General features: G+C 60.7%; 16 protein-coding genes. 10 read left to right on the forward strand and 6 right to left on the reverse strand.

Annotated features, from left to right (window positions below; all coding sequences use genetic code 11):
* Nucleotides 1-44 precede the first annotated feature (44 nt).
* The 6 genes from bchZ to EKK30_RS00515 form a co-directional block, all read right to left on the reverse strand.
* On the reverse strand, nt 45-1,490 hold the full coding sequence (bchZ, locus tag EKK30_RS00490) for a chlorophyllide a reductase subunit Z (protein ID WP_290978607.1): 1,446 nt from the start codon (nt 1,488-1,490) through the stop codon (nt 45-47).
* Nucleotides 1,490-3,100, reverse strand: a complete 1,611-nt coding sequence (bchY, locus tag EKK30_RS00495; protein ID WP_290978610.1) for a chlorophyllide a reductase subunit Y — start codon at nt 3,098-3,100, stop codon at nt 1,490-1,492. Before bchY ends, bchZ begins: the two co-directional genes overlap by 1 nt.
* Nucleotides 3,101-3,123: 23 nt before the next feature.
* Entirely contained in the window at nt 3,124-4,140 is a 1,017-nt protein-coding gene (locus EKK30_RS00500) for a chlorophyllide a reductase iron protein subunit X (RefSeq protein WP_290979059.1), read from the reverse strand.
* Nucleotides 4,137-5,066, reverse strand: a complete 930-nt coding sequence (bchC, locus tag EKK30_RS00505; RefSeq protein ID WP_290978613.1) for a chlorophyll synthesis pathway protein BchC — start codon at nt 5,064-5,066, stop codon at nt 4,137-4,139. The genes EKK30_RS00500 and bchC overlap by 4 nt, the downstream gene beginning before the upstream one ends.
* 92 nt (nt 5,067-5,158) lie before the next feature.
* Nucleotides 5,159-6,316 (reverse strand): methyltransferase, encoded by a 1,158-nt coding sequence (locus EKK30_RS00510; RefSeq protein WP_366927309.1) that lies wholly within the window; start codon nt 6,314-6,316, stop codon nt 5,159-5,161.
* Between the two features lie 9 nt (nt 6,317-6,325).
* Complete coding sequence (locus EKK30_RS00515) at nt 6,326-7,192, reverse strand: polyprenyl synthetase family protein (RefSeq protein ID WP_290978615.1); 867 nt, start codon at nt 7,190-7,192, stop codon at nt 6,326-6,328.
* Nucleotides 7,193-7,288: 96 nt separating this feature from the next.
* Here EKK30_RS00515 and crtD point away from each other — a divergent pair, with 96 nt between their 5' ends.
* From crtD to dxs, 10 genes are all read left to right on the forward strand, one after another.
* Nucleotides 7,289-8,824 (forward strand): 1-hydroxycarotenoid 3,4-desaturase CrtD, encoded by a 1,536-nt coding sequence (gene crtD / locus EKK30_RS00520; protein WP_290978618.1) that lies wholly within the window; start codon nt 7,289-7,291, stop codon nt 8,822-8,824.
* Between the two features lie 35 nt (nt 8,825-8,859).
* Nucleotides 8,860-9,705, forward strand: coding sequence for a hydratase (locus tag EKK30_RS00525; RefSeq protein WP_290978621.1), 846 nt, complete (start codon nt 8,860-8,862; stop codon nt 9,703-9,705).
* 266 nt (nt 9,706-9,971) lie between these two features.
* Complete coding sequence (locus tag EKK30_RS00530) at nt 9,972-12,254, forward strand: ATP-binding protein (RefSeq protein ID WP_290978624.1); 2,283 nt, start codon at nt 9,972-9,974, stop codon at nt 12,252-12,254.
* A complete protein-coding gene (locus EKK30_RS00535) occupies nt 12,251-13,144 on the forward strand; it encodes a response regulator (protein WP_290978627.1) in 894 nt (297 codons plus the stop codon). Before EKK30_RS00530 ends, EKK30_RS00535 begins: the two co-directional genes overlap by 4 nt.
* 165 nt (nt 13,145-13,309) lie before the next feature.
* Entirely contained in the window at nt 13,310-14,338 is a 1,029-nt protein-coding gene (gene bchI, locus EKK30_RS00540; protein ID WP_290978630.1) for a magnesium chelatase ATPase subunit I, read from the forward strand.
* Entirely contained in the window at nt 14,319-16,103 is a 1,785-nt protein-coding gene (locus EKK30_RS00545; RefSeq protein WP_290978633.1) for a magnesium chelatase subunit D, read from the forward strand. The genes bchI and EKK30_RS00545 overlap by 20 nt, the downstream gene beginning before the upstream one ends.
* On the forward strand, nt 16,100-16,981 hold the full coding sequence (bchO, locus tag EKK30_RS00550) for an alpha/beta fold hydrolase BchO (protein ID WP_290978636.1): 882 nt from the start codon (nt 16,100-16,102) through the stop codon (nt 16,979-16,981). The genes EKK30_RS00545 and bchO overlap by 4 nt, the downstream gene beginning before the upstream one ends.
* 93 nt (nt 16,982-17,074) lie before the next feature.
* Entirely contained in the window at nt 17,075-18,577 is a 1,503-nt protein-coding gene (locus tag EKK30_RS00555) for a phytoene desaturase (protein ID WP_290978639.1), read from the forward strand.
* On the forward strand, nt 18,558-19,613 hold the full coding sequence (locus EKK30_RS00560) for a phytoene/squalene synthase family protein (protein WP_290978642.1): 1,056 nt from the start codon (nt 18,558-18,560) through the stop codon (nt 19,611-19,613). The genes EKK30_RS00555 and EKK30_RS00560 overlap by 20 nt, the downstream gene beginning before the upstream one ends.
* Nucleotides 19,614-19,660: 47 nt before the next feature.
* The gene (dxs, locus tag EKK30_RS00565; RefSeq protein ID WP_290978645.1) at nt 19,661-21,598 is read left to right on the forward strand and encodes a 1-deoxy-D-xylulose-5-phosphate synthase; all 1,938 of its coding nucleotides are present in this window, start codon (nt 19,661-19,663) and stop codon (nt 21,596-21,598) included.
* The last annotated feature ends 58 nt before the right edge of the window (nt 21,599-21,656 follow it).

Here is a 21,656-nt window from a genome sequence, read left to right on the forward strand (position 1 = left end):
CCTGCGTGCCTTTTGCAGTTACCGCAAATTTCGTGTGCGAAATCTCATGCTCGCTCCGTGAGAGAAGCGTGGCATTCGCGGATACGCCGCGCTGTAATGCTGTCTTCGCCGACGAGTCGCGCTTCGCGTTCGACGGCATCGCGAATCCGCTTCGCCGCCGAAATCCGAGTCAGAACCGGATGTGATTCCACGATCAGCGTGAGCGCATCCCGCGCCTCGTCATCCCAGGAAAGTTCTCGATGTGCCTTCACCGGTGTCGCATCGACTTTGTCGAGATCCGTCCCGAGAGGCAGAATATGGAAAAGCGCGTCGAACAGCGCGTTGCAGACTTCCTGCACGATGTAGGTCGCGCCCGAGTATCCCATGAAGGGCGTACCGGTGTGCCTGCGAATGATGGCGCCCGGGAACGACGCCGGGATATACATCGACCTGCCGCCGCTTTCGGCCAGATACATGCGTTCGTTGTAGCTTCCGAACAGGATCAGCGGCATCTTCTCTCGGATCTCGCGCCTGACCTGTTCGTTGTCGGACTTTGTTCCCTGCTGCCGCGCGACGGCAAACGAGCAAGGAAGTCCCATCTCGGCTTCGAGGAAGTTTCTGACGCCTCGGGCATACGTTTCGTTCGCGACGATGCCGAAGTTGGCCGTTCCGAAGAAATCCTGAGTGACCGATCTCCAGAGATCCCAGAGCGGCTTGATCGTCGTGTGCTTTTCGCGCGTGATGAAAGGCTCTGGATCGAGCCCCAGGAGCTCGCCGAGCGACCGCAGGAATTTCGTCGTGGAATGCAAGCCGATCGGCGCCTGCAGATATGGCCGCTCGAGCGTCTCGCAAAGCAGCCGGCCGAATTCGCGATAGAGACACACATTCACTTCGGCATCGGCGAGCTTGGCGACGTCCGCCAAATGCGAGCCGAGAGGGAAGACCATGTTGACTTCCGCACCGATACCCTCGATGAGCCTCCGGATCTCCGCCAGATCGCTCGGCATGTTGAAGGTGCCGTAAATGGGCCCGATGATATTGACTTTCGGTTTCTCGCCCTCGGCTCTCGGCTTCACGGCCGGTATTTTCTTCCGCCCGAATTCCGTCCATAGCCAATTGATGGCGCGATTGGCGCTCTGCCACTGATCTTCATCGATCGTGCGCGGCAGAAAGCGCTTGATGCTGGTGCCTTCCGGCGTCACGCCGCCGCCGATCATTTCCGCGATAGATCCCGTGACCACAACGGCCGGCAACGACGGATCGAGCGCCTTGTGCGCGCGCTTCATCGCCTGCTCGGTCCCGTGTTGCCCAAGTTCATCCTCGGACAAGCCGGTGACCACGATCGGCAACTCATGCGGCGGCAGCGCGTCCGTGTAGTGCAGCACCGACGTCACGGGCAGGTTCTCGCACCCGACCGGTCCGTCGATGATCACTTGCAAGCCTTTGATCGCGGTAAACGCGTAGACCGAACCCCAGTAGCCGCCGGCACGATCGTGATCGGAGATGAGCATCAGATCATCTCCTCGGCTTTGCGCTTCTTGGCTTCCTTGTCGAGCCGCCGCTTGTATTCGGCTCTGAATTGCGGGTTGTCGCGGGGAACGTCTTCCCAGATGCCCGCCGATACGCCGGATCCGACATCCTCGAAGAATTCACGCATGGTTTCGAAGCGCGCCTTATTGGCCAGCGCCGCATTGACGACCTGCGCCAGCGACCCAGCCCCCGCAACACCCATGAGAGGCCGTGCCGAAATGAGATTGGTGAAGTAAAGCGCCGGGATCGCCATCTCCTTGGCTTTCTGCACCACGGGTGTCGTCCCGATCGCAAGATCAGGCTGGAATTCACGCAGGGCCGCGAGATCCTGATCGAGCGATGCCCGGTAGCTGACGATGATGCCGCGCGCCGATAGCCATTCGCGATCTGCTTCGGACCACGCCGTCCGTGGGCATGCCGTACCGACATACCGGACATCGGCACCACTCTCGACGAGCAGCCGCGCGACCAGCGGTTCAGATCCTTCGTATCCCGAGATCGTGATGCGCCCCTTCACGGGCATCTTCGCCAAGGCCGCTGCAATGATCGGTAGTACAGTGGCCTTCGTTGCATCGATCTTCGCCGCAGGCACGTTCATTGCTGCGCCGACCGCATCGAGCCACGCTGCCGTTCCCTCTCGTCCCACCGGCGCCGAGCCGATGACCGCGCGGCCCGCAGCTTCGAATTCACGGATCGATGCGGTGTAGAATGGATGGATGGCGGCAACGGCCGAACAATCGAGTGCACCGTAGAGCTCACGCCATTCGCGCGTGGGGACCTGCGGGCCGGCCGCGAGGCCGAGCGGCTCGAGCAGCATGCCGATGCCGATCGGATCGGCCGGAAACATCTCACCGAGCAACGCGATCGTCGGCTTCTCATGGCGGCCGGCGCGAGGCGCCTTGACCGGTCCAGATTCGATTTCCGAGCGCGCATACTTGAGCATCGCACCGGCGAGGACATCCTTTGCCTCAGCGTGTGTAGGAACGCCGAAACCAGGAACATCGATGCCGATGATCCGCACACCATTGATCTCCGCCGGCAGAAGCTGAAGGGGAATGCCTGACGCGGTGGGAACGCAAAGATTGATGATGACGACGGCGTCGTACTTTTCAGGATCGGCGACCTTGTGAACCGCGTCGCGGATGTCCTCGAAAAGCTTGCCCGTGACGAGCGTTTCCGAATTGAATGGCACATAGCCCACAGTGCGGCGCGCACCATAGAAGTGCGAAGTAAAGGTCAGCCCATATACGCAGCACGCGGAACCGGAAAGAATAGTTGCCGTTCGCCGCATGCGCAGTCCGACACGCAGCGATCCAAAGGCCGGGCACATGCTCTGAGGCTGATCGTGCGGCCCCTGCGGGTAATCCTTGGCATATTGCGCGAGCGTTTCGCTCTTGCCGGACGCTTCCGCCATGCGCCGCAGTTCATCTTTTCCTGAGTGACATCCAACGCCATCATTGAGCGCGACAGGCGCGCATGCCTCAGCTGGCGCCGCCTCTTCGATGACCGACAAAGAAGCGGACGACGCCAAGTCGTAGACGACTTCTGACGTCGACCGCAGTGCTGAGCTATCGTGCTCGGAGGAAGTCATTGCACACTTCTTTTTAAGCGTTGTCAGATCGTCTCGTAGATGACCTCAAGCGATGGCTTGCTCGCCGCGGAGGCGCCGCACATGTCCTCGGAGGTCGCCGGTTCAAGTACGTAGTCGCGGCCCGTCGCCTCTCCGGAGAAGAGTCCGAGCAGCTGATCCTGATTCAGGGGCTTTGGCCTTAGCGGCGGGGCATTCGCGACGTTGAACGCCAACTCTTCGAACAGCGGCGCCCAGCGGCCACCCGGTCGGCCGATGATCTCGTAGCTTGCGCTCTTTCTGCGAATTTCCTCGTGCGCTGGAATGGCAGCAAGCACTGGAATTCCTGCGGCATCGCAGAACGCTCCGGCTTCGCCCGTACCGTCGTCCTTGTTGATGACCATGCCCGCGATGCCGACATTGCCGCCAAGCTTGCGGAAATACTCGACAGCCGAACAGACGTTGTTCGCGACGTAGAGCGATTGCAGATCGTTCGAGCCAACCACGATCACCTTCTGGCACATGTCTCGTGCAATCGGCAGACCGAAGCCGCCGCACACGACGTCGCCCAGGAAATCGAGCAGCACATAATCAAAGCCCCACTCGTGGAAGCCGAGTTTTTCCAGAAGCTCGAAGCCATGAATGATGCCGCGACCGCCGCACCCGCGGCCCACTTCCGGCCCGCCGAGCTCCATCGCGAAAACGCCGTCGCGCTTGAAGCAGACGTCGCCGATCTTGACGTCCTCTCCGGCAAGCTTCTTCTTCGATGAGGTCTCGATGATGGTTGGGCATGCGCGGCCGCCGAACAGCAACGACGTCGTATCGCTCTTCGGGTCACAACCGATGAGCAAGGTCCGCTTGCCTTGCTGCGCCATCATGTAGGACAGGTTCGCAAGGGTGAAGCTTTTGCCGATACCGCCCTTGCCGTAGATCGCAATGATCTGCGTTTCTTTTTTAGGTGCGTCCGTCGCCACGGGATCGGGCTCGATCTCCGCTTCCGCGCGGAGGAAATCGTGCATGTTTCGCCCCGGCGAATGCTGAGCCCGATTGCCGCAATCGCTCATGGCTTTCTCCAATCCAGGATCATTTTCAAACACGAAGGGTCTCCGAATGCGGTGCGATACGCCGTATCAGCGTCTCGCGCCGCCATTCGATGGGTGATGAGGCCGTCAAGCGACAGGCGGCCGTCTTCAATGAGCTGCGCAACCTGCGCGATGTCTTCCTTGCGCCACTCGGCGGCAACACGAATCCGCGCCTCTCTCATGAAGGCCGGCGGAAACTTGAACGACAGCGGTTCGGAGTAAAAACCTGCCAGCACGACTTCGCCCGCTGGCGCGAGGCGGCTTATGAGAGTGTCGAGAAGCCGTGCATCGCCGCTCGCGTCGTAAATCGAACGGAACCCCTTATGAGCTTGGTCCGGCGCCGCGACCTCATAGCCGATCGCACCGTTGCGCCGCGTATCGTCAACCTCCCAAACAAGCGGGGCCTGATGACCAAGCGCGATCACAATGCGTGCGAGAAGCCGGCCCAGGACCCCGTGCCCGACGATCAAATCCGGAGCGGTATGACCGCTCACCGCGTGGTAAGCTGTTGCTGCGAGCGCGATAAGTACGCCGCGTTCTCCAAGATCTTCGGAAATCGGGACGACACGCCGGCCCGGCACGACGACACGCGAAGCGGCGCCTCCGAACAATCCGCGCACATCGCCGTAGCACTGAGCTCCAGGAACGAAGACGCAATGCCCTTCGGTCAAACCGGATGCCGATCCGGCAACGCGCACGCGGCCAACGGATTCATAACCAGGCACGAGCGGATAGCCGAGACCCGGGAACGGCGGCATGCGGCCCGACCAGAGAAGACGCTCGGTGCCTGTGCTGATGCCGCTCCAATCGATATCGACAACGACGTCCTCGTCGCCAGCGGAAGCAAGCGGCAGCGTATCAAGCGCGAGATGCTCCGGCTTCTGCAAGACTACGGCGAGGGCGTCCATGCGATCACTCACCTTCCGTGGCGGCTGGTCCGCCCAAAAGTTGATGTACTATTTACGCGACAGTTATGAGTGTCAACTTAAATATACACTTCTTAGGCAATCGCGATGACAACGCCCGTCTGAAGTGCCCCTCGGCCATTGCGAAAGCTGACTTTTTGAAAGCCGGCCTCGCGCAATAATTGTTCAAATTTTTGTCGCGTGCGTACCCGGCCACGCCCCATCGCCATCAGATAGATGCCGAAATAAGCGGAAACCATCGGCGCGTATCCAGAGCCAGCCACAGGCTCCGCGATCAAAAGGGTGCCGCCTGCAGGAAGTGCCGCGCGGATCGACTTCAATAGGGTCAGGACTTTTGAGTCGTCGTGATCCAATGCAATGCGCACGAGGGAGACAACGTCCGCGCCTCGAGGCAACGAATCGGAAAAGAAATCGCCGCCATAGATGGAGACGCGCTGCGAAATCCCGGCACGCTCCACGAAAGCGCCCGCACGCTCAACGACCGCGGGCAAATCGAAAACCATCAAGCGCAGATTTGGAAATCTCGCTGCCGCTTCTGCAATGAAGGCGCCCTCGCCGCCGCCAACATCAAGAAGGCACTGATGAGCATCGAGCGGATAGCAATCCAAAACTTCGTCGGCGACGATCGGCTGTGACGCCGCCATCAGGGCACTGTAATCCGCGATGTCGTTCTGGCCAAGATCGCGCGCGCTCGCCGTCTCCGCATACGGCCAGTATTTACTCAGTTGGGTATCAGCCGCCTCGTTCCGCAGAAGCGCCACAGGATCGTTCAGATCAACATACAGGTGGCGATGATGATCGATCATCGCGATAAGGCCCGGGTTTCCCAACACCGCAGCGCCGAGCGGGCCGAGGCCAAACCTCTCGCCCGAACGCTTCTCAAGAAGACGCAGCGACGATGCTGCTTCGAGAAGGCGCGACGCGGCTTCCGGCGACAGGCCGCATCGCCTCGCAATGTCCCGAACACTCATCGGGCCATCGCGAACCTGCTGAAAAATTTCGAGCTGGACGCATGCGCTCAAAACCTGTGAATAAACGAAACCGGCACACAGGTCGAAGACGTCCCGGGCGCGGCGTCGCGCGATTGCGCGCGTGAGAAAGAACCTCGACGCGCGCCGCTGAAACGCCGGATTTACATAGATTCTGTCGCGCAAACGCTTCCATTTGTCCGCGAACATTCTGATCGCCGATCCATATTCGTTCGGCGCCAAAAGACGGACCATGTCGCGCATGGCGCCTCGCTACGCCGCAACAAGCAACTCTTTGGGAAGATAAGGCAAAGCCGACCGCTCGATGTGCGCGCGAAGGGCGTCCGCGCCGGGACAATCGGGAACGGCTTCCGTCGCTTCGGCGAGCAGCGCGCGAAGCCGTCTGACAGCACCGTGCACGCCAAGCTCCTGCGCCGCATTCGGCCTGCCGAGCGCGCTATCCCGCTTCGATGGCTTACCTCGCGTCGCGGGATCCGCCACCATGTCGCAAATGTCGTCCGCGATCTGGTAGGCCTCTCCCACAAGATCCCCGAGACGCCGCCACGGCTCCGATTCATAACCAGCGGCCTCTGCGCCGGAAACGGTGGCCGCAGAAAATAGCGAGCCTGTCTTCGCCCTGTGATATTCCGACAGGACGACCTGATCCTCGGATTCCCACGCCTGCCCCGCAACAATGCCGCTCGGACCGCCCACCGCCGCCGCGACGGCCGTCAGAATGCGAGCGCCATGCAGAGGGGCCATCGGCAGACAAAGACCGATCGTTTGAAATGCAGCGACGATCAACGCGTCGCCGGCCAGAACTGCGATAGGCTCGCCAAAAGCCTTGTGAACGGACGGCACGCCGCGCCGTTCATCTGCATCGTCGAAACACGGCAAATCATCGTGCACGAGCGATGCGCAATGCAGAAGCTCGATCGCGGCGGCCGCACCGTCGGCAAGATCGGGGTTTTCATCCCCGCAGGCTGCCGCTACTGCTAGGCACAAACGCGGACGGACGCGCGCTCCGCCTGGAAACACCGCGTGCTGCATGGCGTAGCGCAATCGCGGTGGACAAGGCGCTTCGCACGCAAACTGAAGGGTGGCCTTCAAAGCAAATTCAATGCGCTGCTGCGTGCTCATGTGGGGCATCCTGTAGTACTATGTGATTGTCATTTACAGGTGTCAGTTTATATTGACACTTCAGATCGCCGTACGCAACGCAAATATTGGATCAGCATGAATTCAGGTTCCCGCGCGGTCATCATTGGAGCCGGAATTGGCGGATTGGTCGCTGCCATCGACCTGGCGATAGAAGGCTTCGACGTGACCGTCCTGGAGCGCTCCGGCAAAGTGGGCGGCAAGATGGGGACGGTCGCAATCGGTGCGGATATTCTGGACGCGGGCCCCACCGTTTTCACGATGCGATGGGTTTTCGACAGTATCTTCGAGCGCGCGGGCGCGTCGCTGGAAAGCTACGTCAGCCTCGCGCCGGTCGATGTGCTTGCACGCCATGCTTGGAACGAGAGATCGTACCTCGATCTCTATGCAGACATGGCAAGATCGTCCGATGCCATCGGCGATCTTTTCGGCGCTGCCGACGCTCGCGGCTACTTGCAATTCTGCAAACGTGCGCAGGAGACCTATGAGACGCTGAGGGATTCCTACATCCTTTCAGCCAAACCAACCCCCTTATCCCTCGCCGCGGGAGCGGGATTGAAGGGCTTCGGCGCCCTCTGGCGCATATCGCCGTTCACCACGTTGTGGAACGCGCTCGGCGAATACTTCCAGGATCAACGTTTGCGGCAGCTGTTCGGGCGCTACGCCACCTATTGCGGCTCGTCCCCTTTCGAAGCGCCTGCAACGCTCATGCTGATCTCCCATGTCGAACGCGAAGGCGTTTGGCTCATTGACGGCGGCATGCATCGGCTCGCGGAAGCCTTAATGGCGCTCGCGCAACGTCATTCGGTCACCTTTCGCTTCGGCGCCGACGTCCGCCAAATTACTGTTCGCGGGGGCCGCGCCTCGGGTGTGACGCTCGCGTCAGGCGAACACATCGAAGCTGACGTCGTCGTCACGAATGGAGACGTAGCCGCCCTCACGCAAGGGCTGCTCGGACCGGAGGCGAAAAACAGCATCAAAACTTCGCCCGGAGAGCGCTCCCTTTCGGCGGTGACCTGGGCGATGTCGGCAAAAGCCTCCGGATTTCCCCTCAAGCGGCACAACGTGTTTTTTTCGAGCGATTACCGCGCTGAATTCGATCAGATCTTCTCAAAACGGCAGCTCCCGGCGCAACCGACGGTCTACGTCTGCGCCCAAGACCGCGACGGCACATTCGAAGCACAAGGTTCGGAACGAATCTTCGCGCTCGTGAACGCGCCAGCCATTGGCGATGTCCACCCATTCGATGAGTTGGAGATTCAATCATGCGCGAAAAGCGTATTCGAGCTCTTGCGGAAGTGCGGTCTCGAACTGGATGTCGAGCCGAACCGGACGGTGATAACCACGCCGAACGAGTTCGCGCAGCGCTTCCCGGCAACGGGCGGCTCACTCTACGGAAGGGCATCGCACGGCTGGGCAGCGTCGTTCGCCCGGCCTACGGCGAAAACGCTTCTCAAGGGCCTGTATGTGGCGGGGGGGAGCGCTCATCCGGGAGCCGGCGTTCCGATGGCGGCAATATCAGGACAATTGGCGGCGGCCCAAATCGTCTCGGACACCCGTTTGACGCGGCGGTTCCACCCAACGGTTATGCCTGGTGGTACCTCGACGCGCTGAGTTCCGATGGAGCCCGGGGACTGACGATCATCGCCATGCTGGGCAACGTCTTTTCGCCGTACTATGCGCTTGCCCGGCGGCGAGGCCCCGCCCAGCCCCTCAATCACTGCGCGATGAACGTGGCGATCTACGAGCCGCGCGCGAAGCGATGGGCGATGACCGAGCGGCCGAACGGCGACCTTCATCGCACCGCAACCGAACTCCACATCGGAAGAAGCTCGGCCAGTTGGGATGGCGATTGCCTGACCTTCAGCCTGCATGAAATGTGCGTCCCGATCCCGTCTCGGATCAAGGGCCAAGTGCGCGTCTATCCGGACCGCCTTTTCAACGTCGCTTTCCCGCTAGACCCCTCCGGAGCTCATTCATGGATGCCGATCGCGCCGCGCGCGCGAATTGAGGTTGACTTGGCCGAACCGGACGTTCGCTGGACGGGAGAAGCCTACGTCGATTGCAATTTCGGGTCGGAACCTCTGGAGGCTTCATTCGATCGGTGGAATTGGGCGCGCGCACACACCGATGCCGGCACCTTGATCGCATACGATACGGAAATGCGCGACGGCAGAAAACAGTCGATCTTCCGTGTCTTCGATACTTCCGGAGCGATATCGGATGTCCCCGCGCCGCCGTTGCGCGATCTTCCTGTCGGTTCCGTATGGCGCGTCCCGCGTCGTGCGCGTTGCGATGCCGGGGGGATTTTACGCATAAAGAAGACGCTCGAAGACACGCCCTTTTACACCCGCTCAATTGTAGCAAGCGTCATCGATGGACGGTCGATAACGATGATGCACGAGAGCTTGTCGCTGTCGCGCTTCTCCAAACCGATCGTGCAGGCGATGCTGCCGTTTCGGATGCCCCGATGGGCAGTCCGAGGCCGCGCATAACGCCCGCCATGCTGCACTGCAAATTCAACGCGCTTCAACGTGCGCGAGCCCTTGCCTTCCAATTACATATCTGATTACGCCGACATTGGATCTTCCATCGTCAAGTCCGTCTACTGTCGCAGAGTCTTGACAAAGCAATTCGACATGCGGACGATGCATCAGCCCCGAGAAGAGGGCACTGGTGGAGGAGGACGCCGTGCACCTGCTTGGCTGCGCATTCGGCGGCTTGCGCGAAATATCGATAGCAGCAATCGCAGGGTTCGGTCATGAACCCGGCTGAAAAGCGCAAAGCGTCGACTATCGTTACTGCGAAGAACGTCGACCTCTCGAACTGCGATCGCGAGCTGGTTCAATTTCCCGGCGCCGTCCAGCCGCACGGCGTGATGATGATCGTTGACGAGCCCGCCTATGTCATTCGTCAGGTCAGCGAGAATTGCGTCAAGTTCCTGGGCCGTCCCGCCGAGCAACTCCTCGGCAAATCGATCGAAGAGGTCTTCGATCGCAGCGCGCCGCAAATGCTCAACCGATTGCGGCGGGTGTCCCTCGAGAACGGACCCGTTCACGTCGTGCGTGAGTCGTTTGCCGGCTCGACGCGAGGCGTCAATATTTTCGCTCATCGCTGCGACGGCGCTCTGATCCTCGAAATCGAGGCGGCCGGCACGCGCGCGGATGCCCCCAATGCACACCTTTATTCCGATGTCCGGGAAGCAGTCACGGCTTTGGAGAATACCCACGGGTTGCAGAAGTTTCTCGACCTCGCCGTCGACAGGATCCGAAACTTCACCGGCTATGACCGCGTGATGGCATATAAGTTCGCCGAAGATGGAAGCGGCCACGTCGTCTCGGAAGCCAAGCGCCAGGATCTCGAACCGTATCTTGGCCTCCACTATCCGGCGTCCGACATACCGGCGCCGGCGCGCCGGCTGTTTGGCTTGAGCTGGCTGAGACATCTGCCGGACGTCGATTACGTTCCGGTTCGCCTTTACCCGGAATTTCACCCGGCATCCCACAAGCCGGTCGACATGAGTTTCTCGATCCTTCGCAGCGTCTCGGTGATGTACACCGGATACCTCAAAAACATGGGCGTTCGATCGACGATGGTGATGCCTCTCATGAAAGAGGGGCAGCTCTGGGGTTTGATTTCCGCGATGCACCATAGCGGTCCACGGCAGGTCGCCTACGAAGCGCGAATGGCCACCGAGTTTCTCTCGCACATGGTCTCGCTCCTACTCGGAGCCAAGGAAGACGCCGATGGTTACAGCGAACGGTTGCGTATGGCCGCCGTCACCGATCAACTCGTCGAAAAATTGAGCCGCAACAGCGATTTTCACGATGCTCTGGGGCAAGCAGAACGGTCTCCCAACCTGCTGACGCTGATCCCCGCAACCGGCGCAGCTATCGTCTCGCGCGGGAACATTTCTCAGATCGGCTCGACGCCTTCGAAACAGGAACTCGAAGCCCTCGCGACATGGCTCACGGCGCAACCGGAAACAGTGTTCGCAACAAACCGCCTGCCAGAGATCTATCCGCCTGCGCTTACGTATAAATCTCTGGCAAGCGGCGTGCTGGCCGTTCAAGTAGCTCCAGAGACGCAAGAATTCCTCATGTGGTTCCGGCCTGAGCACATCGAAATCGTCAATTGGGCGGGCGATCCCAAGAAGCCGGTCAAAGTCAGCCAAACCGACGGTGAGCTGCGCCTGCAGCCGAGAAGCTCGTTCGCGCTTTGGAAGGAAAGTGTCGAAGGTCGCTCCGAGCCGTGGCGCAACGACGAAAAGGAAGTGGCCGCCAACCTCCGCCAGGCCATCAACGAAGTCGTATTGACCCGAGCCCGGCAGATCGAACGCATCAATCGCGAGTTAGCAGATGCGAATGTCGAGCTCGACAGCTTCGCTTATGTTGCGTCGCACGATTTGAAAGAACCCTTGCGCGGCGTCCACCTTCTCGCGAGTTTCCTCCAGCGCGGCCTTGAGGGAAAAATTGACGAGCAAGGGCGCGAGCAGCTCGACAACATCCTGAAGCTTACGCGCCGAATGGACGATCTCATCGAGTCCCTGTTGCAATATTCGCGAACGGGACGCCTGGAGCTGAACCTCACGACGGCCAACATGGACGAGATCGTCGACGAAGCAATATCGGACTGCCGCCACTCCGCCGGCCAGCAGAACGTCGACATTCGGCGGCCCAAGGCTATTGGCTTCGTCACCTGCGATCGCGTACGAGTACGCGAAATTTGGGCGAACCTGATTACCAATGCCAAGAAGTATAACGATAAGATAAATCGCTGGATCGAGATCGGATCGGAAGATTCCTCGCCTCCCCGATATTACGTGCGCGACAATGGCATTGGTATTCCGGAAGACGCGCGCGAACGCGTGTTCGAAATCTTCCGGCGCATGCATGGCAAGAACGAATACGGCGGCGGCGTTGGCGCCGGCTTAACGATTGCACGAAGAGCTGTCGAACGCCACGGCGGCAAGATTTGGGTCGAGTCTAAGGTGGGCGAAGGCTCGACATTTTATTTCACACTCGCACCGGAGGGCCTGTCATGACGCCCGAACTGGGACCTGTTTTATCCATTGAGGACAACGACACGGATTTCATGACGCTCGAGCACGCGTTGCGCTCGGCGGGCGTGAAAAATCCCGTCAAACGCTGGGAAGATGGCCGCATCGCCATGAATTCATTGTCGGCGGATGCGGGCAATTCCGTAGCCATGAAGGCGGCGCTCATTCTCCTCGACCTCAATCTTCCGGGCGTCGACGGTCTTCAGTTGCTGAGGGCCCTCCGCGCCCTGGATCGAGACCGCAGGATCCCGGTTCTGATACTCTCGACATCGTCGCACTCCCGGGACATCGACGCCTGCTACCTCGCCGGCGCCAACGGCTACGTCATCAAGCCGTTGGAACTTAACGCGTGGGAGACAAGGGTCGGCGACCTCGCCGAAAAATGGCTGCGCCGCAGCCTGAAGTCGCCGGAGGCACAACCCAAAGCCATCCCCACGCCAAAGGCCGAAAAGACACGCGCAACCAAGCGCATGCGCGAAAAATTTGCCCGTGACATGCGCCGGGCGCAACTCACCCGCACGATTGAATGCGAGATCATTCCGCGCCTCCTCCTCGCCCATGGCTGTTCGGCTCAAATGGGCCAAAACATTGCGCCGATCGGAGCTGAGGAGGCGAGAGACGAAGTCGCCGAACTCGTGCAGCTCGTGCTGGCGAGCGAGATGACGGTCGCGGCCTCGTACGTTGAGAGCAAGCGCATTCAAGGCGCGACGCTGGAAACGCTGTTCCAGGCCCTTATCGTTCCGGCGGCGAGGTTGATCGGGGACATGTGGAAGGCTGACATTTGCAGCTTCCATGAATTTTCAGAAGCGCTGTCCAGGCTGCAGGTCATGTTGGCAGAACTCACCCCCGCAACCGAGAAAGGCACGCTGCACTGACGACGGGCCTGCCTCTCCGTCAGCGACAGAGCGCAGTTAAGGGAGTACAGGCGTCCACGCTCATATTTAAGTTGACGTTTGATGGTGTCTAATTTCTATTACACTCCGTGATTGCCTCACCGCTGCCGGACGGGCAGCGCCTTTTCCGCTTCGAGGGCATGTCGGATGCGTGCGACCTTTCCCTTCACCGCCATCCTCGGTCAGGATGAAATGAAGCTTGCGCTTCTCATTTCTGCCGTGGACCCTTCCATCGGTGGCGTGCTCGTATTCGGCGATCGTGGAACCGGCAAGTCGACCGCCGTTCGGGCGCTCGCCGATCTGCTTCCGCCCATGCGCGTCGTATCGGGGTGTCAATATCATTGCGACCCCGGCGCAAACGGCTCCGGCTGCGAGGATTGCCAGCGCCGCGGCCGCGAAGAACCCCTGCCGAGCGAGCTTGCCGCCGTACCGGTCGTGGACCTTCCGCTCGGGGCCACGGAAGACCGCATCGTCGGCGCGCTCGATATCGAGAGGGCTTTGACGCGCGGAGAAAAGCGTTTTGAACTCGGCCTCTTGGCTCGGGCCCATCGTGGATTTCTATACATCGACGAGGTAAACCTGCTCGAGGACCATTTGGTCGACCTCCTGCTCGATGTCGCCGCTTCCGGCGAAAACCTCGTCGAACGCGAAGGCCTGAGCGTCCGGCACCCGGCGCGATTTGTCCTGATCGGCAGCGGCAATCCCGAGGAGGGCGAGCTGCGGCCGCAGCTCCTCGATCGCTTTGGCTTATCTGTAGAAGTCAGCGCGCCGGACGACATTCCAACGCGCGTCGAGATCGTCAAACGCCGGGACGCATTCGAACGCGATCCTGCCGGTTTCATCTCGCAATGGATGCCTGAGACTCAAGCCCTGCGCGATAGAATCAAGGAAGCGCGCGAAAAACTCGCGTCAGTTACGCTCTCCCAGGACGCGATGGAGCGTATTACCGGCCTCTGCATCAAGATCGGAACCGACGGCATGCGTGGCGAACTCACCATGCTGCGCGCGGCACGCGCTCTGGCCGCGCTCGAAGGCTGCGACGTCGTTACGAACCGTCATCTGCGATCGATTGCGCCATCGGCCCTTCGCCATCGCTTGCGCCGCAACCCGCTTGACGAAAGCGGTTCCTCCGCACGTATCCATCGGACCATGGAGGATGTCTTTTGTGCATGCTGACGCCGCAGGAGTAGAGGACCTCCCGCGTCACGACGCCATTCTGGCGGCGGAGGTCTTCGCGACCGATCCCGTCAGGTTCGGTGGCATCGTCGTCCGCGCGCCGGCCGGCCACGCCCGCGACGCCTGGATGAACTATCTCGCTTCGCTTCTATCCGCTGGAACTCCGCTTCGGCGTATCCCCCTTCACATTTCCGATGAGAGGCTTCTCGGCGGGCTTGATTTGAGCGCGACGCTCGCGGCGGGACGGCCCGTGGCAATGCGGGGCATCCTCGAAGAGGCCAACGGCGGGGTCATCGTCCTGCCATGCGCAGAACGGCTGGACCCAGCGCTTGCAAGCCGCATCACGAGCGCCATCGACCTTGGCGCCATCGCCGTTGAGCGCGACGGTTTCGCCCGAAAGGTGACGACGCGATTTGCATTCATAGCCCTGGATGAAGGTTGCTCCGAGGACGAGCGCCTGCCTTCTGCCATCATGGATCGCGCAGCGCTTCACATAGATCTCGGCGCGGCGGATGCCAAAGATTTTGAAGCCGATCCAGTGTCACGCTCGCGCGTGACCAGCGCGGCATCGAAGGCCATATCGGCGATGATGCCCCCCGATATCATCGAGGTGCTTGTCGAAACGGCCGCCGCAATCGGCATCTCATCGACAAACGCTCTTCTTCAAGCGCTTCATGTCGCGCGAGCGATCGCCGCCCTAAATGATCGTGACCTTGTCTCGGAAGCCGACGCTGCGGCCGCAGCCCGGTTGGTCTTTGCCCCGCGCGCAACACAGCTCCCGCAATGCCAAGAACCGGCGCCAGACCTGGAGAATTCCCACCCGAACGAGCGAGAAGCACCGGCCGACCATGATCCACAGAACCAGCCTGCGGAGACCCTGACCGCCGCAACGAAAGCCGCGATCCCTCCGCATCTTCTCGAAACACTGCGCGCGGCGAGCGCAGGCCGAAGCCGTAAACAGTCGTCCGGCAAGGTCGGCGAAAAAAAGAAGTCCGAGAAGCGCGGGCGACGTGTGGGCGTTCGTTCGGGCGCGATGCGTACCCATTCCCGCTTGAACCTCGTCGAGACACTCCGCGCCGCCGCTCCATGGCAGCCGATACGAAAAGTCGCGCAGAACTCCACGGACGATGGAACTGGTCGGCGCGTTCTGGTGACCTCCTCAGACTTCCGTCTTTGGAAGCTCAAAGCCCGAAGCGAGACGATGACGGTATTCGTTGTTGATGCTTCCGGCTCGACGGCGAACCACCGATTGGGCGAAGCGAAGGGCGCGGTCGAACTGCTGCTCGCCGAGTGCTACAGTCGTCGCGACCAGGTCGCGTTGATCACGTTCGGCGGCCGCGGCGCCAACCTCGTGCTTGCACCAACGCGCTCGCTGACCCGCGCGAAGCGCAACCTCGCCGAGATGCCGGGCGGCGGCGGAACCCCGCTCGCATCGGGAATAGATGCAGCGATTTCCGTTTGCGCTGCCGCCAAGCGCAAAGGCCAGACACCGTGCGTGGTCGTTCTGACGGACGGACGCGCAAACCTCAACCGCGAAGGCAAGTCGGGCCGGTCAATGGCCGAGCAGGATGCCGTCGATGCCTCGCATGATCTCCGCGCGTTGAACGTCGCAACCCTACTTATCGATACGTCACCGAAGCCGGGCCCTGCCGCCTCGCGATTTGCCGACGCGATGAACGCCAAGTACCTGGCGCTTCCCTACGCCGACGCCTCGATCCTATCCGGCGCTGTAAAGTCGACGCAATGGCGGAGTCCGGCCTTGTGAGCCAGCGGCTGGATTGGTCCCGAGATGGCGCCGATTGGCCGAACCGCGAGCTGAGCCGTTTCGTCGAAACACCCCGATTGAGATGGCACGTTCAGATCGGTGGCAGTGGCCCGGTGATCCTCCTCCTTCACGGCACGGGAGCATCAACCCATTCTTGGGGACCGTTGCTTCCTCACCTGACATCTCGCTTCACCGTGGTTGCGCCCGACCTTCCCGGTCACGCATTCACGTCAATGCCGAACTCCGATGGTCTGACACTTGCCGGTATGGCACGCGAAACGACTGCGTTGATGCACAAGCTCGCTCTGGAGCCCCGTCTCATTGTCGGACACTCCGCCGGCGCGGCTGTCGCAATCAAGACGGCACTTGATCGGGGGCTAGCGCCCTCCACCATCGTCAGCATCAACGGCGCGCTTGTGCCGTTTGGAACAACCGTCAGCCGGTTCTTTTCGCCGCTCGCCAAAATGATCGCGTCCGCGCCATTGCTCACCAATTTCTTTGCCTGGCGCGCCAAAGACCGCAAAGCGGTTGAACGCGTCATAGAGGGCACAGGCTCACACCTCGGTAGCAAGGAATTGGATTATTATTGGCGGCTGTTTCGCAATCCCGGCCACGTCGAGGGCGCAGTGAAAATGATGGCGAATTGGGATCTCAGTTCGCTCGATCGCGAACTTCCTTCCCTCGCTGCTCGCCTGGCACTGATCGCAGCGACCGGCGACAGCGCAGTCCCACCATCCGTGGCCATAAAAATCGCGAGCCTCGCACCCCATGCAACGGTCGTCACACTAACGGGAGCCGGGCACCTCGCACATGAGGAAAAACCCACTGAAGTTGCGAACATTATCGTAAATGCCGCCGACCAGACCCAGTGCCGTTGAAAAGAAAATCTGTGTCTGCGCGCGATCGCCCTTGATCTATTTCAATTTACGTTATTGTATGTCCAATAATCTGGACACTAGTGGGCAGGTTGCATGCTGGCTCCGCACCGCGATCGACCTCATGCCGTAGTCATCGGAAGCGGCTTCGGTGGCCTTGCCGCCGGGGTACGGCTAGGTGCCCGCGGCTATCGCACGACCATTCTCGAAAAACTTGAAGGCCCCGGCGGCAGGGCTAGGGTTTTCCATCAGGATGGCTTCACGTTCGATGCCGGTCCGACGATCGTAACCGCTCCGTTCCTTTTCGAAGAGCTGTGGCAGCTCTGCGGACGCAAATTATCCGATGACGTGGATCTTAGATCCTTGTCGCCCTTCTATCGCATCAGGTTTGACAGCGGCGAGACGTTCGACTGCAGCGGTGACGCCGATGCGATGCGTGCCGAGGTCGCCCGTCTTTCGCCCGCTGACGTCGAGGGATACGAGCGCTTCATGCAGCTCGCCGAGAAGATCTATGCCGTCGGCTTCGAGCGGCTCGGCGACGTACCGTTTTCGTCGATGCAGGACATGATCCGGGTTATTCCCGAGCTGATACGACTGCAGAGCTATCGCAGCGTCCATGGCCTGGTTTCAAAGTACGTGCGCGATCCGCGCATTCGCCTGGTTCTAAGCTTCCACTCGCTCTTCATCGGCGGCAATCCCTTCAGCGTGACGTCGATCTACGGGCTCATCTCCTTTTTGGAGCGTCGATGGGGCGTCCACTTCCCGATCGGCGGAATGGGCAAGCTGGTCGATGGCCTCGTGAGCCTCGTCCAAGGCCAGGGCGGCGAAATTCGATATGGCTGCGAGGTTGAGCAAATCATCGTCCAGAATGGAGCGGCAAAAGGCGTCCGGCTGGCGAGCGGCGAGATCATCAAGTCTGACATTGTCGTCTCCAATGCCGACTCTGCTTGGACCTATCGGCATCTGATTCCGGAGAATGCGCTCAGGCGCTGGACGCCCCGCAAGATCGAGCAAGCGCGCTATTCTATGGGCTTGTTCGTTTGGTATTTCGGAACCTCGCGACGCTACCCCAACATTCCCCATCACACGATATTGCTCGGGCCGCGTTATAAAGATCTGCTGCGCGATATCTTCAAGAAAAAGCATCTCGCCGAGGACATGAGCCTCTACCTGCATCGGCCGACGGCGACGGACCCATCGTTGGCGCCCGAAGGTTGCGATGCATTTTATGTCCTCTCCCCCGTCCCGAACCTCGACGGCGCAACTGACTGGCGGCAGATGGCCGAGCCATACCGGCAGGCGGTCGCCCGGCGCTTGAGCGAGATCGCTTTGCCGGGCTTCGAGGACCACATCGTCACGTCCCGTATGATCTCGCCGCTCGATTTCGAAACCAACCTCTTGTCCTTCAAAGGTGCGGGCTTCGGGCTCGAGCCTGTGCTGACCCAAAGCGCTTGGTTCAGACCTCACAACAAGAGTGAAGACATCGAGAACCTATTCCTCGTCGGTGCGGGAACCCATCCGGGCGCGGGCGTGCCCGGAGTGCTCTCGTCCGCACGAATTCTGGAGAAACTGGTGCCGCATGCAGCAACATTTGCCTGAAGAACGATACGAGCGAAAATCGGATATGGCGGATTGCCGAGCGCTCCTGCGCGGCGGTTCCCGCAGTTTCTATATGGCATCGTTCCTGCTTCCGCGCGAAACCCGCGAGGCGGCCTCGGCACTTTATGCGTTTTGCCGCCTCGCCGATGACGCGATCGACGTCGGCGGCGGCAGTCACTCCGCAATCGAGAAGCTTCGCACCCGCCTTGATCTTGCCTACGACGGCCGGCCTCTGCCTGACCCGGTCGACCGCGCGTTTGCGGCAACGGTGGAGAAATACGAAATCCCCAAGGACTTGCCGAACGGCCTCATAACCGGCCTCGAATGGGACGCAGCATCGCGCACCTACGAAACCCTTGCCGATCTCCGCGCCTATGCCACGCGTGTCGCGGGCACGGTCGGAGCAATGATGGCGCTCGTCATGGGCGCGCGCCAAACCGAGATGGTCGCCCGCGCATGCGACCTGGGCGTCGCCATGCAATTGACCAACATCGCCCGAGACGTCGGCGAGGATGCAAGAATGGGCCGCATCTATCTGCCGCTCTCCTGGATGCGAGAGGCTGGGATCGATATCGATGCTTGGTCACACAATCCCAGTCACTCTACGGAATTGAAAGGCGTGATCGGCCGGCTTCTCGATGCAGCCGATGAACTCTACCGCCAATCCGATCCCGCCATTCGGGCATTGCCGCTTACCTGCCGCCCCGGAATCCACGCCGCCCGGCTGATCTATGCGGAGATCGGCCACGAGCTGCGCCGCAGCGGCTGCGATTCCGTTTCCGCCCGCGCTGTCGTTTCGACCCGCCGTAAACTCCAGCTGTTGCCGGCGTCACTTAACGTCCTGTCGATCCGTCGACCGAAAATCTCAGGCTCGTGCATGCGCGAAGCACGCTTCCTCGTCGAGGCCATAACCCCCGCAGCGACATCGGCGTCCTTCAGGCGCCTGCCGAAATGGTGGGATCTCCACGGCCGCGTATTACGCCTCATCCACATCTTCGAACAATTGGAACGCCGGCAACTCGCCGCGCGCACTTAGCTTGCAAGCGGACTACGACTCCGGCGAACCGGAGAAAGGTGTCGACAATGAAAACCACCGAGACGCTATCCGGAACATCCGCCACGCCCCTGCTCGATACGGTCGAGATCCCCGCCGATTTGCGGCGCTTGCCCCAATCCGTGCTGACGCAGGTCGCTGATGAATTGCGCTACGAAACGATCTCGGCTGTATCTGTTACCGGCGGCCACCTCGGCGCGGGCTTGGGGGTGGTCGAGCTGACCGTCGCCCTGCACTACGTATTCAACACACCGGAAGACCGCATCATCTGGGATGTCGGTCATCAAGCCTATCCCCACAAGATCCTGACGGGCCGGCGCGACCGCATACGGACGCTGCGTCAGGCGGGTGGCCTGTCCGGCTTCACCAAACGCAGCGAAAGCGAATACGATCCTTTCGGAGCTGCGCATTCTTCGACCTCGATCTCAGCCGGACTGGGCATGAGCGTCGCGCGTGATCTGCTAGACAAGAAGAACAATGTCGTCTGCGTGATCGGCGATGGCGCCATGAGCGCGGGAATGGCTTACGAAGCCATGAACAATGCCGGCGCGCAGGATGCGCGGCTGATCGTAATTCTCAACGATAACGACATGTCTATCGCGCCGGCGACCGGCGCGCTTTCGAAGTATCTCGCACGCACGACCTCCAGCGGCACCTACATTCACCTGCGCGATATTGCCAAGCAGCTAGCGAAGAAGTTGCCGCGTCAATGGGAGCGCCGCGCCGCGCGCCTCGAAGAACTGTCGAGAACCTATTGGACCGGCGGCGCCATATTCGAGGAACTGGGTTTCTATTATGTCGGCCCCGTCGACGGGCACGACATCAACCAGCTGCTTCCGGTCCTCAAGAACGTCAGGGACACCAAGCAAGGCCCTATTCTGGTGCACGTCGTCACCAAGAAGGGCAAAGGCTATAAGCCCGCCGAAGCCGCCGCCGACAAATATCATGGCGTGGTCAAGTTCGATATCGTTTCGGGAACTCAGGCAAAGCCTAAGCAGCAGGCGCCGACGTTCACCCAGGTGTTCGGCGAGAGCCTCTGCGCGGAGGCAAGACGCGATCCTCGCATCGTCGCGATAACTGCTGCGATGCCCGACGGCACCGGAGTCGATATCTTCGCAAAAGAGTTTCCTCGACGCGCGTTCGACGTTGGAATTGCCGAGCAGCACGCGGTGACCTTTGCGGCGGGACTGGCGTCCGAAGGCATGAAGCCGTTCGTCGCCATCTACTCGACGTTCCTTCAGCGTGCTTACGACCAGATCGTCCATGACGTGGCGATCCAGCGCTTACCGGTAAGATTCGCCATCGATCGCGCCGGATATGTCGGCGCTGACGGCCCGACACATGCCGGATCCTTCGACCTCACATACCTCGGCTGTCTCCCCGGCTTTACACTGATGTCGCCCGCCGACGAGGCCGAACTTCGCCACATGATCGCAACCGCCGTCACGATCGATGATAGCCCCTCCGCTATTCGCTATCCGCGCGGCGAAGGCACCGGCATCGCGCTTCCCATCGAAGGTGTCCCGATTGAAATCGGCAAGGGACGGATCATTCGCGAAGGCTCGACCATTGCGCTCCTCTCACTCGGAAGCAGGCTTCAGGAATGTGAGAGAGCCGCCGACCTGCTGGCGGCGGCTGGATTATCGACGACGGTGGCCGACGCGCGATTTGCCAAGCCCGTCGATAACAACCTCATCCGGAAATTGGCGCGCCATCACGAGGTGCTCATAACGGTCGAAGAGGGCGCCATCGGCGGTTTTGGCACACAGGTCATGCAGTCTCTCAATGCGGAAGGCCTGCTCGACGGCAAGTTCCGCATGCGTGCTCTCTTCATGCCCGATCTCTTCCTCGATCAGGACAAGCCAGCGGCGATGTATGCCACGGCTGGACTTGACGCCCGGACCATTGTTGCGACCGCATTTCAAATGCTGGGACGTGAACCAGCCGCGGCCGTTCTCCGAGCGTGATGATGGGATGGGGTCGAACTTCGGATTGATCGAACTCGGGCTTGTGTTTGGCGTCGCG

This window comes from Hyphomicrobium sp. (genome assembly GCF_003987855.1).
GTDB lineage: Bacteria > Pseudomonadota > Alphaproteobacteria > Rhizobiales > Hyphomicrobiaceae > Hyphomicrobium_B.

Coding starts and splice junctions, on each gene's coding strand:
- bchC (WP_290978613.1), bottom strand. CDS start 5,066: ATGGACGCCCTCGCCGTAGTCTTGCAGAAGCCGGAGCATCTCGCGCTT.
- EKK30_RS00515 (WP_290978615.1), bottom strand. CDS start 7,192: ATGAGCACGCAGCAGCGCATTGAATTTGCTTTGAAGGCCACCCTTCAG.
- EKK30_RS00530 (WP_290978624.1), top strand. CDS start 9,972: ATGAACCCGGCTGAAAAGCGCAAAGCGTCGACTATCGTTACTGCGAAG.
- EKK30_RS00510 (WP_366927309.1), bottom strand. CDS start 6,316: ATGCGCGACATGGTCCGTCTTTTGGCGCCGAACGAATATGGATCGGCG.
- bchI (WP_290978630.1), top strand. CDS start 13,310: ATGCGTGCGACCTTTCCCTTCACCGCCATCCTCGGTCAGGATGAAATG.
- crtD (WP_290978618.1), top strand. CDS start 7,289: ATGAATTCAGGTTCCCGCGCGGTCATCATTGGAGCCGGAATTGGCGGA.
- EKK30_RS00535 (WP_290978627.1), top strand. CDS start 12,251: ATGACGCCCGAACTGGGACCTGTTTTATCCATTGAGGACAACGACACG.
- EKK30_RS00560 (WP_290978642.1), top strand. CDS start 18,558: ATGCAGCAACATTTGCCTGAAGAACGATACGAGCGAAAATCGGATATG.
- EKK30_RS00525 (WP_290978621.1), top strand. CDS start 8,860: ATGCTGGGCAACGTCTTTTCGCCGTACTATGCGCTTGCCCGGCGGCGA.
- EKK30_RS00500 (WP_290979059.1), bottom strand. CDS start 4,140: ATGAGCGATTGCGGCAATCGGGCTCAGCATTCGCCGGGGCGAAACATG.
- dxs (WP_290978645.1), top strand. CDS start 19,661: ATGAAAACCACCGAGACGCTATCCGGAACATCCGCCACGCCCCTGCTC.
- EKK30_RS00555 (WP_290978639.1), top strand. CDS start 17,075: ATGCTGGCTCCGCACCGCGATCGACCTCATGCCGTAGTCATCGGAAGC.
- bchZ (WP_290978607.1), bottom strand. CDS start 1,490: ATGCTCATCTCCGATCACGATCGTGCCGGCGGCTACTGGGGTTCGGTC.
- bchY (WP_290978610.1), bottom strand. CDS start 3,100: ATGACTTCCTCCGAGCACGATAGCTCAGCACTGCGGTCGACGTCAGAA.
- EKK30_RS00545 (WP_290978633.1), top strand. CDS start 14,319: ATGTCTTTTGTGCATGCTGACGCCGCAGGAGTAGAGGACCTCCCGCGT.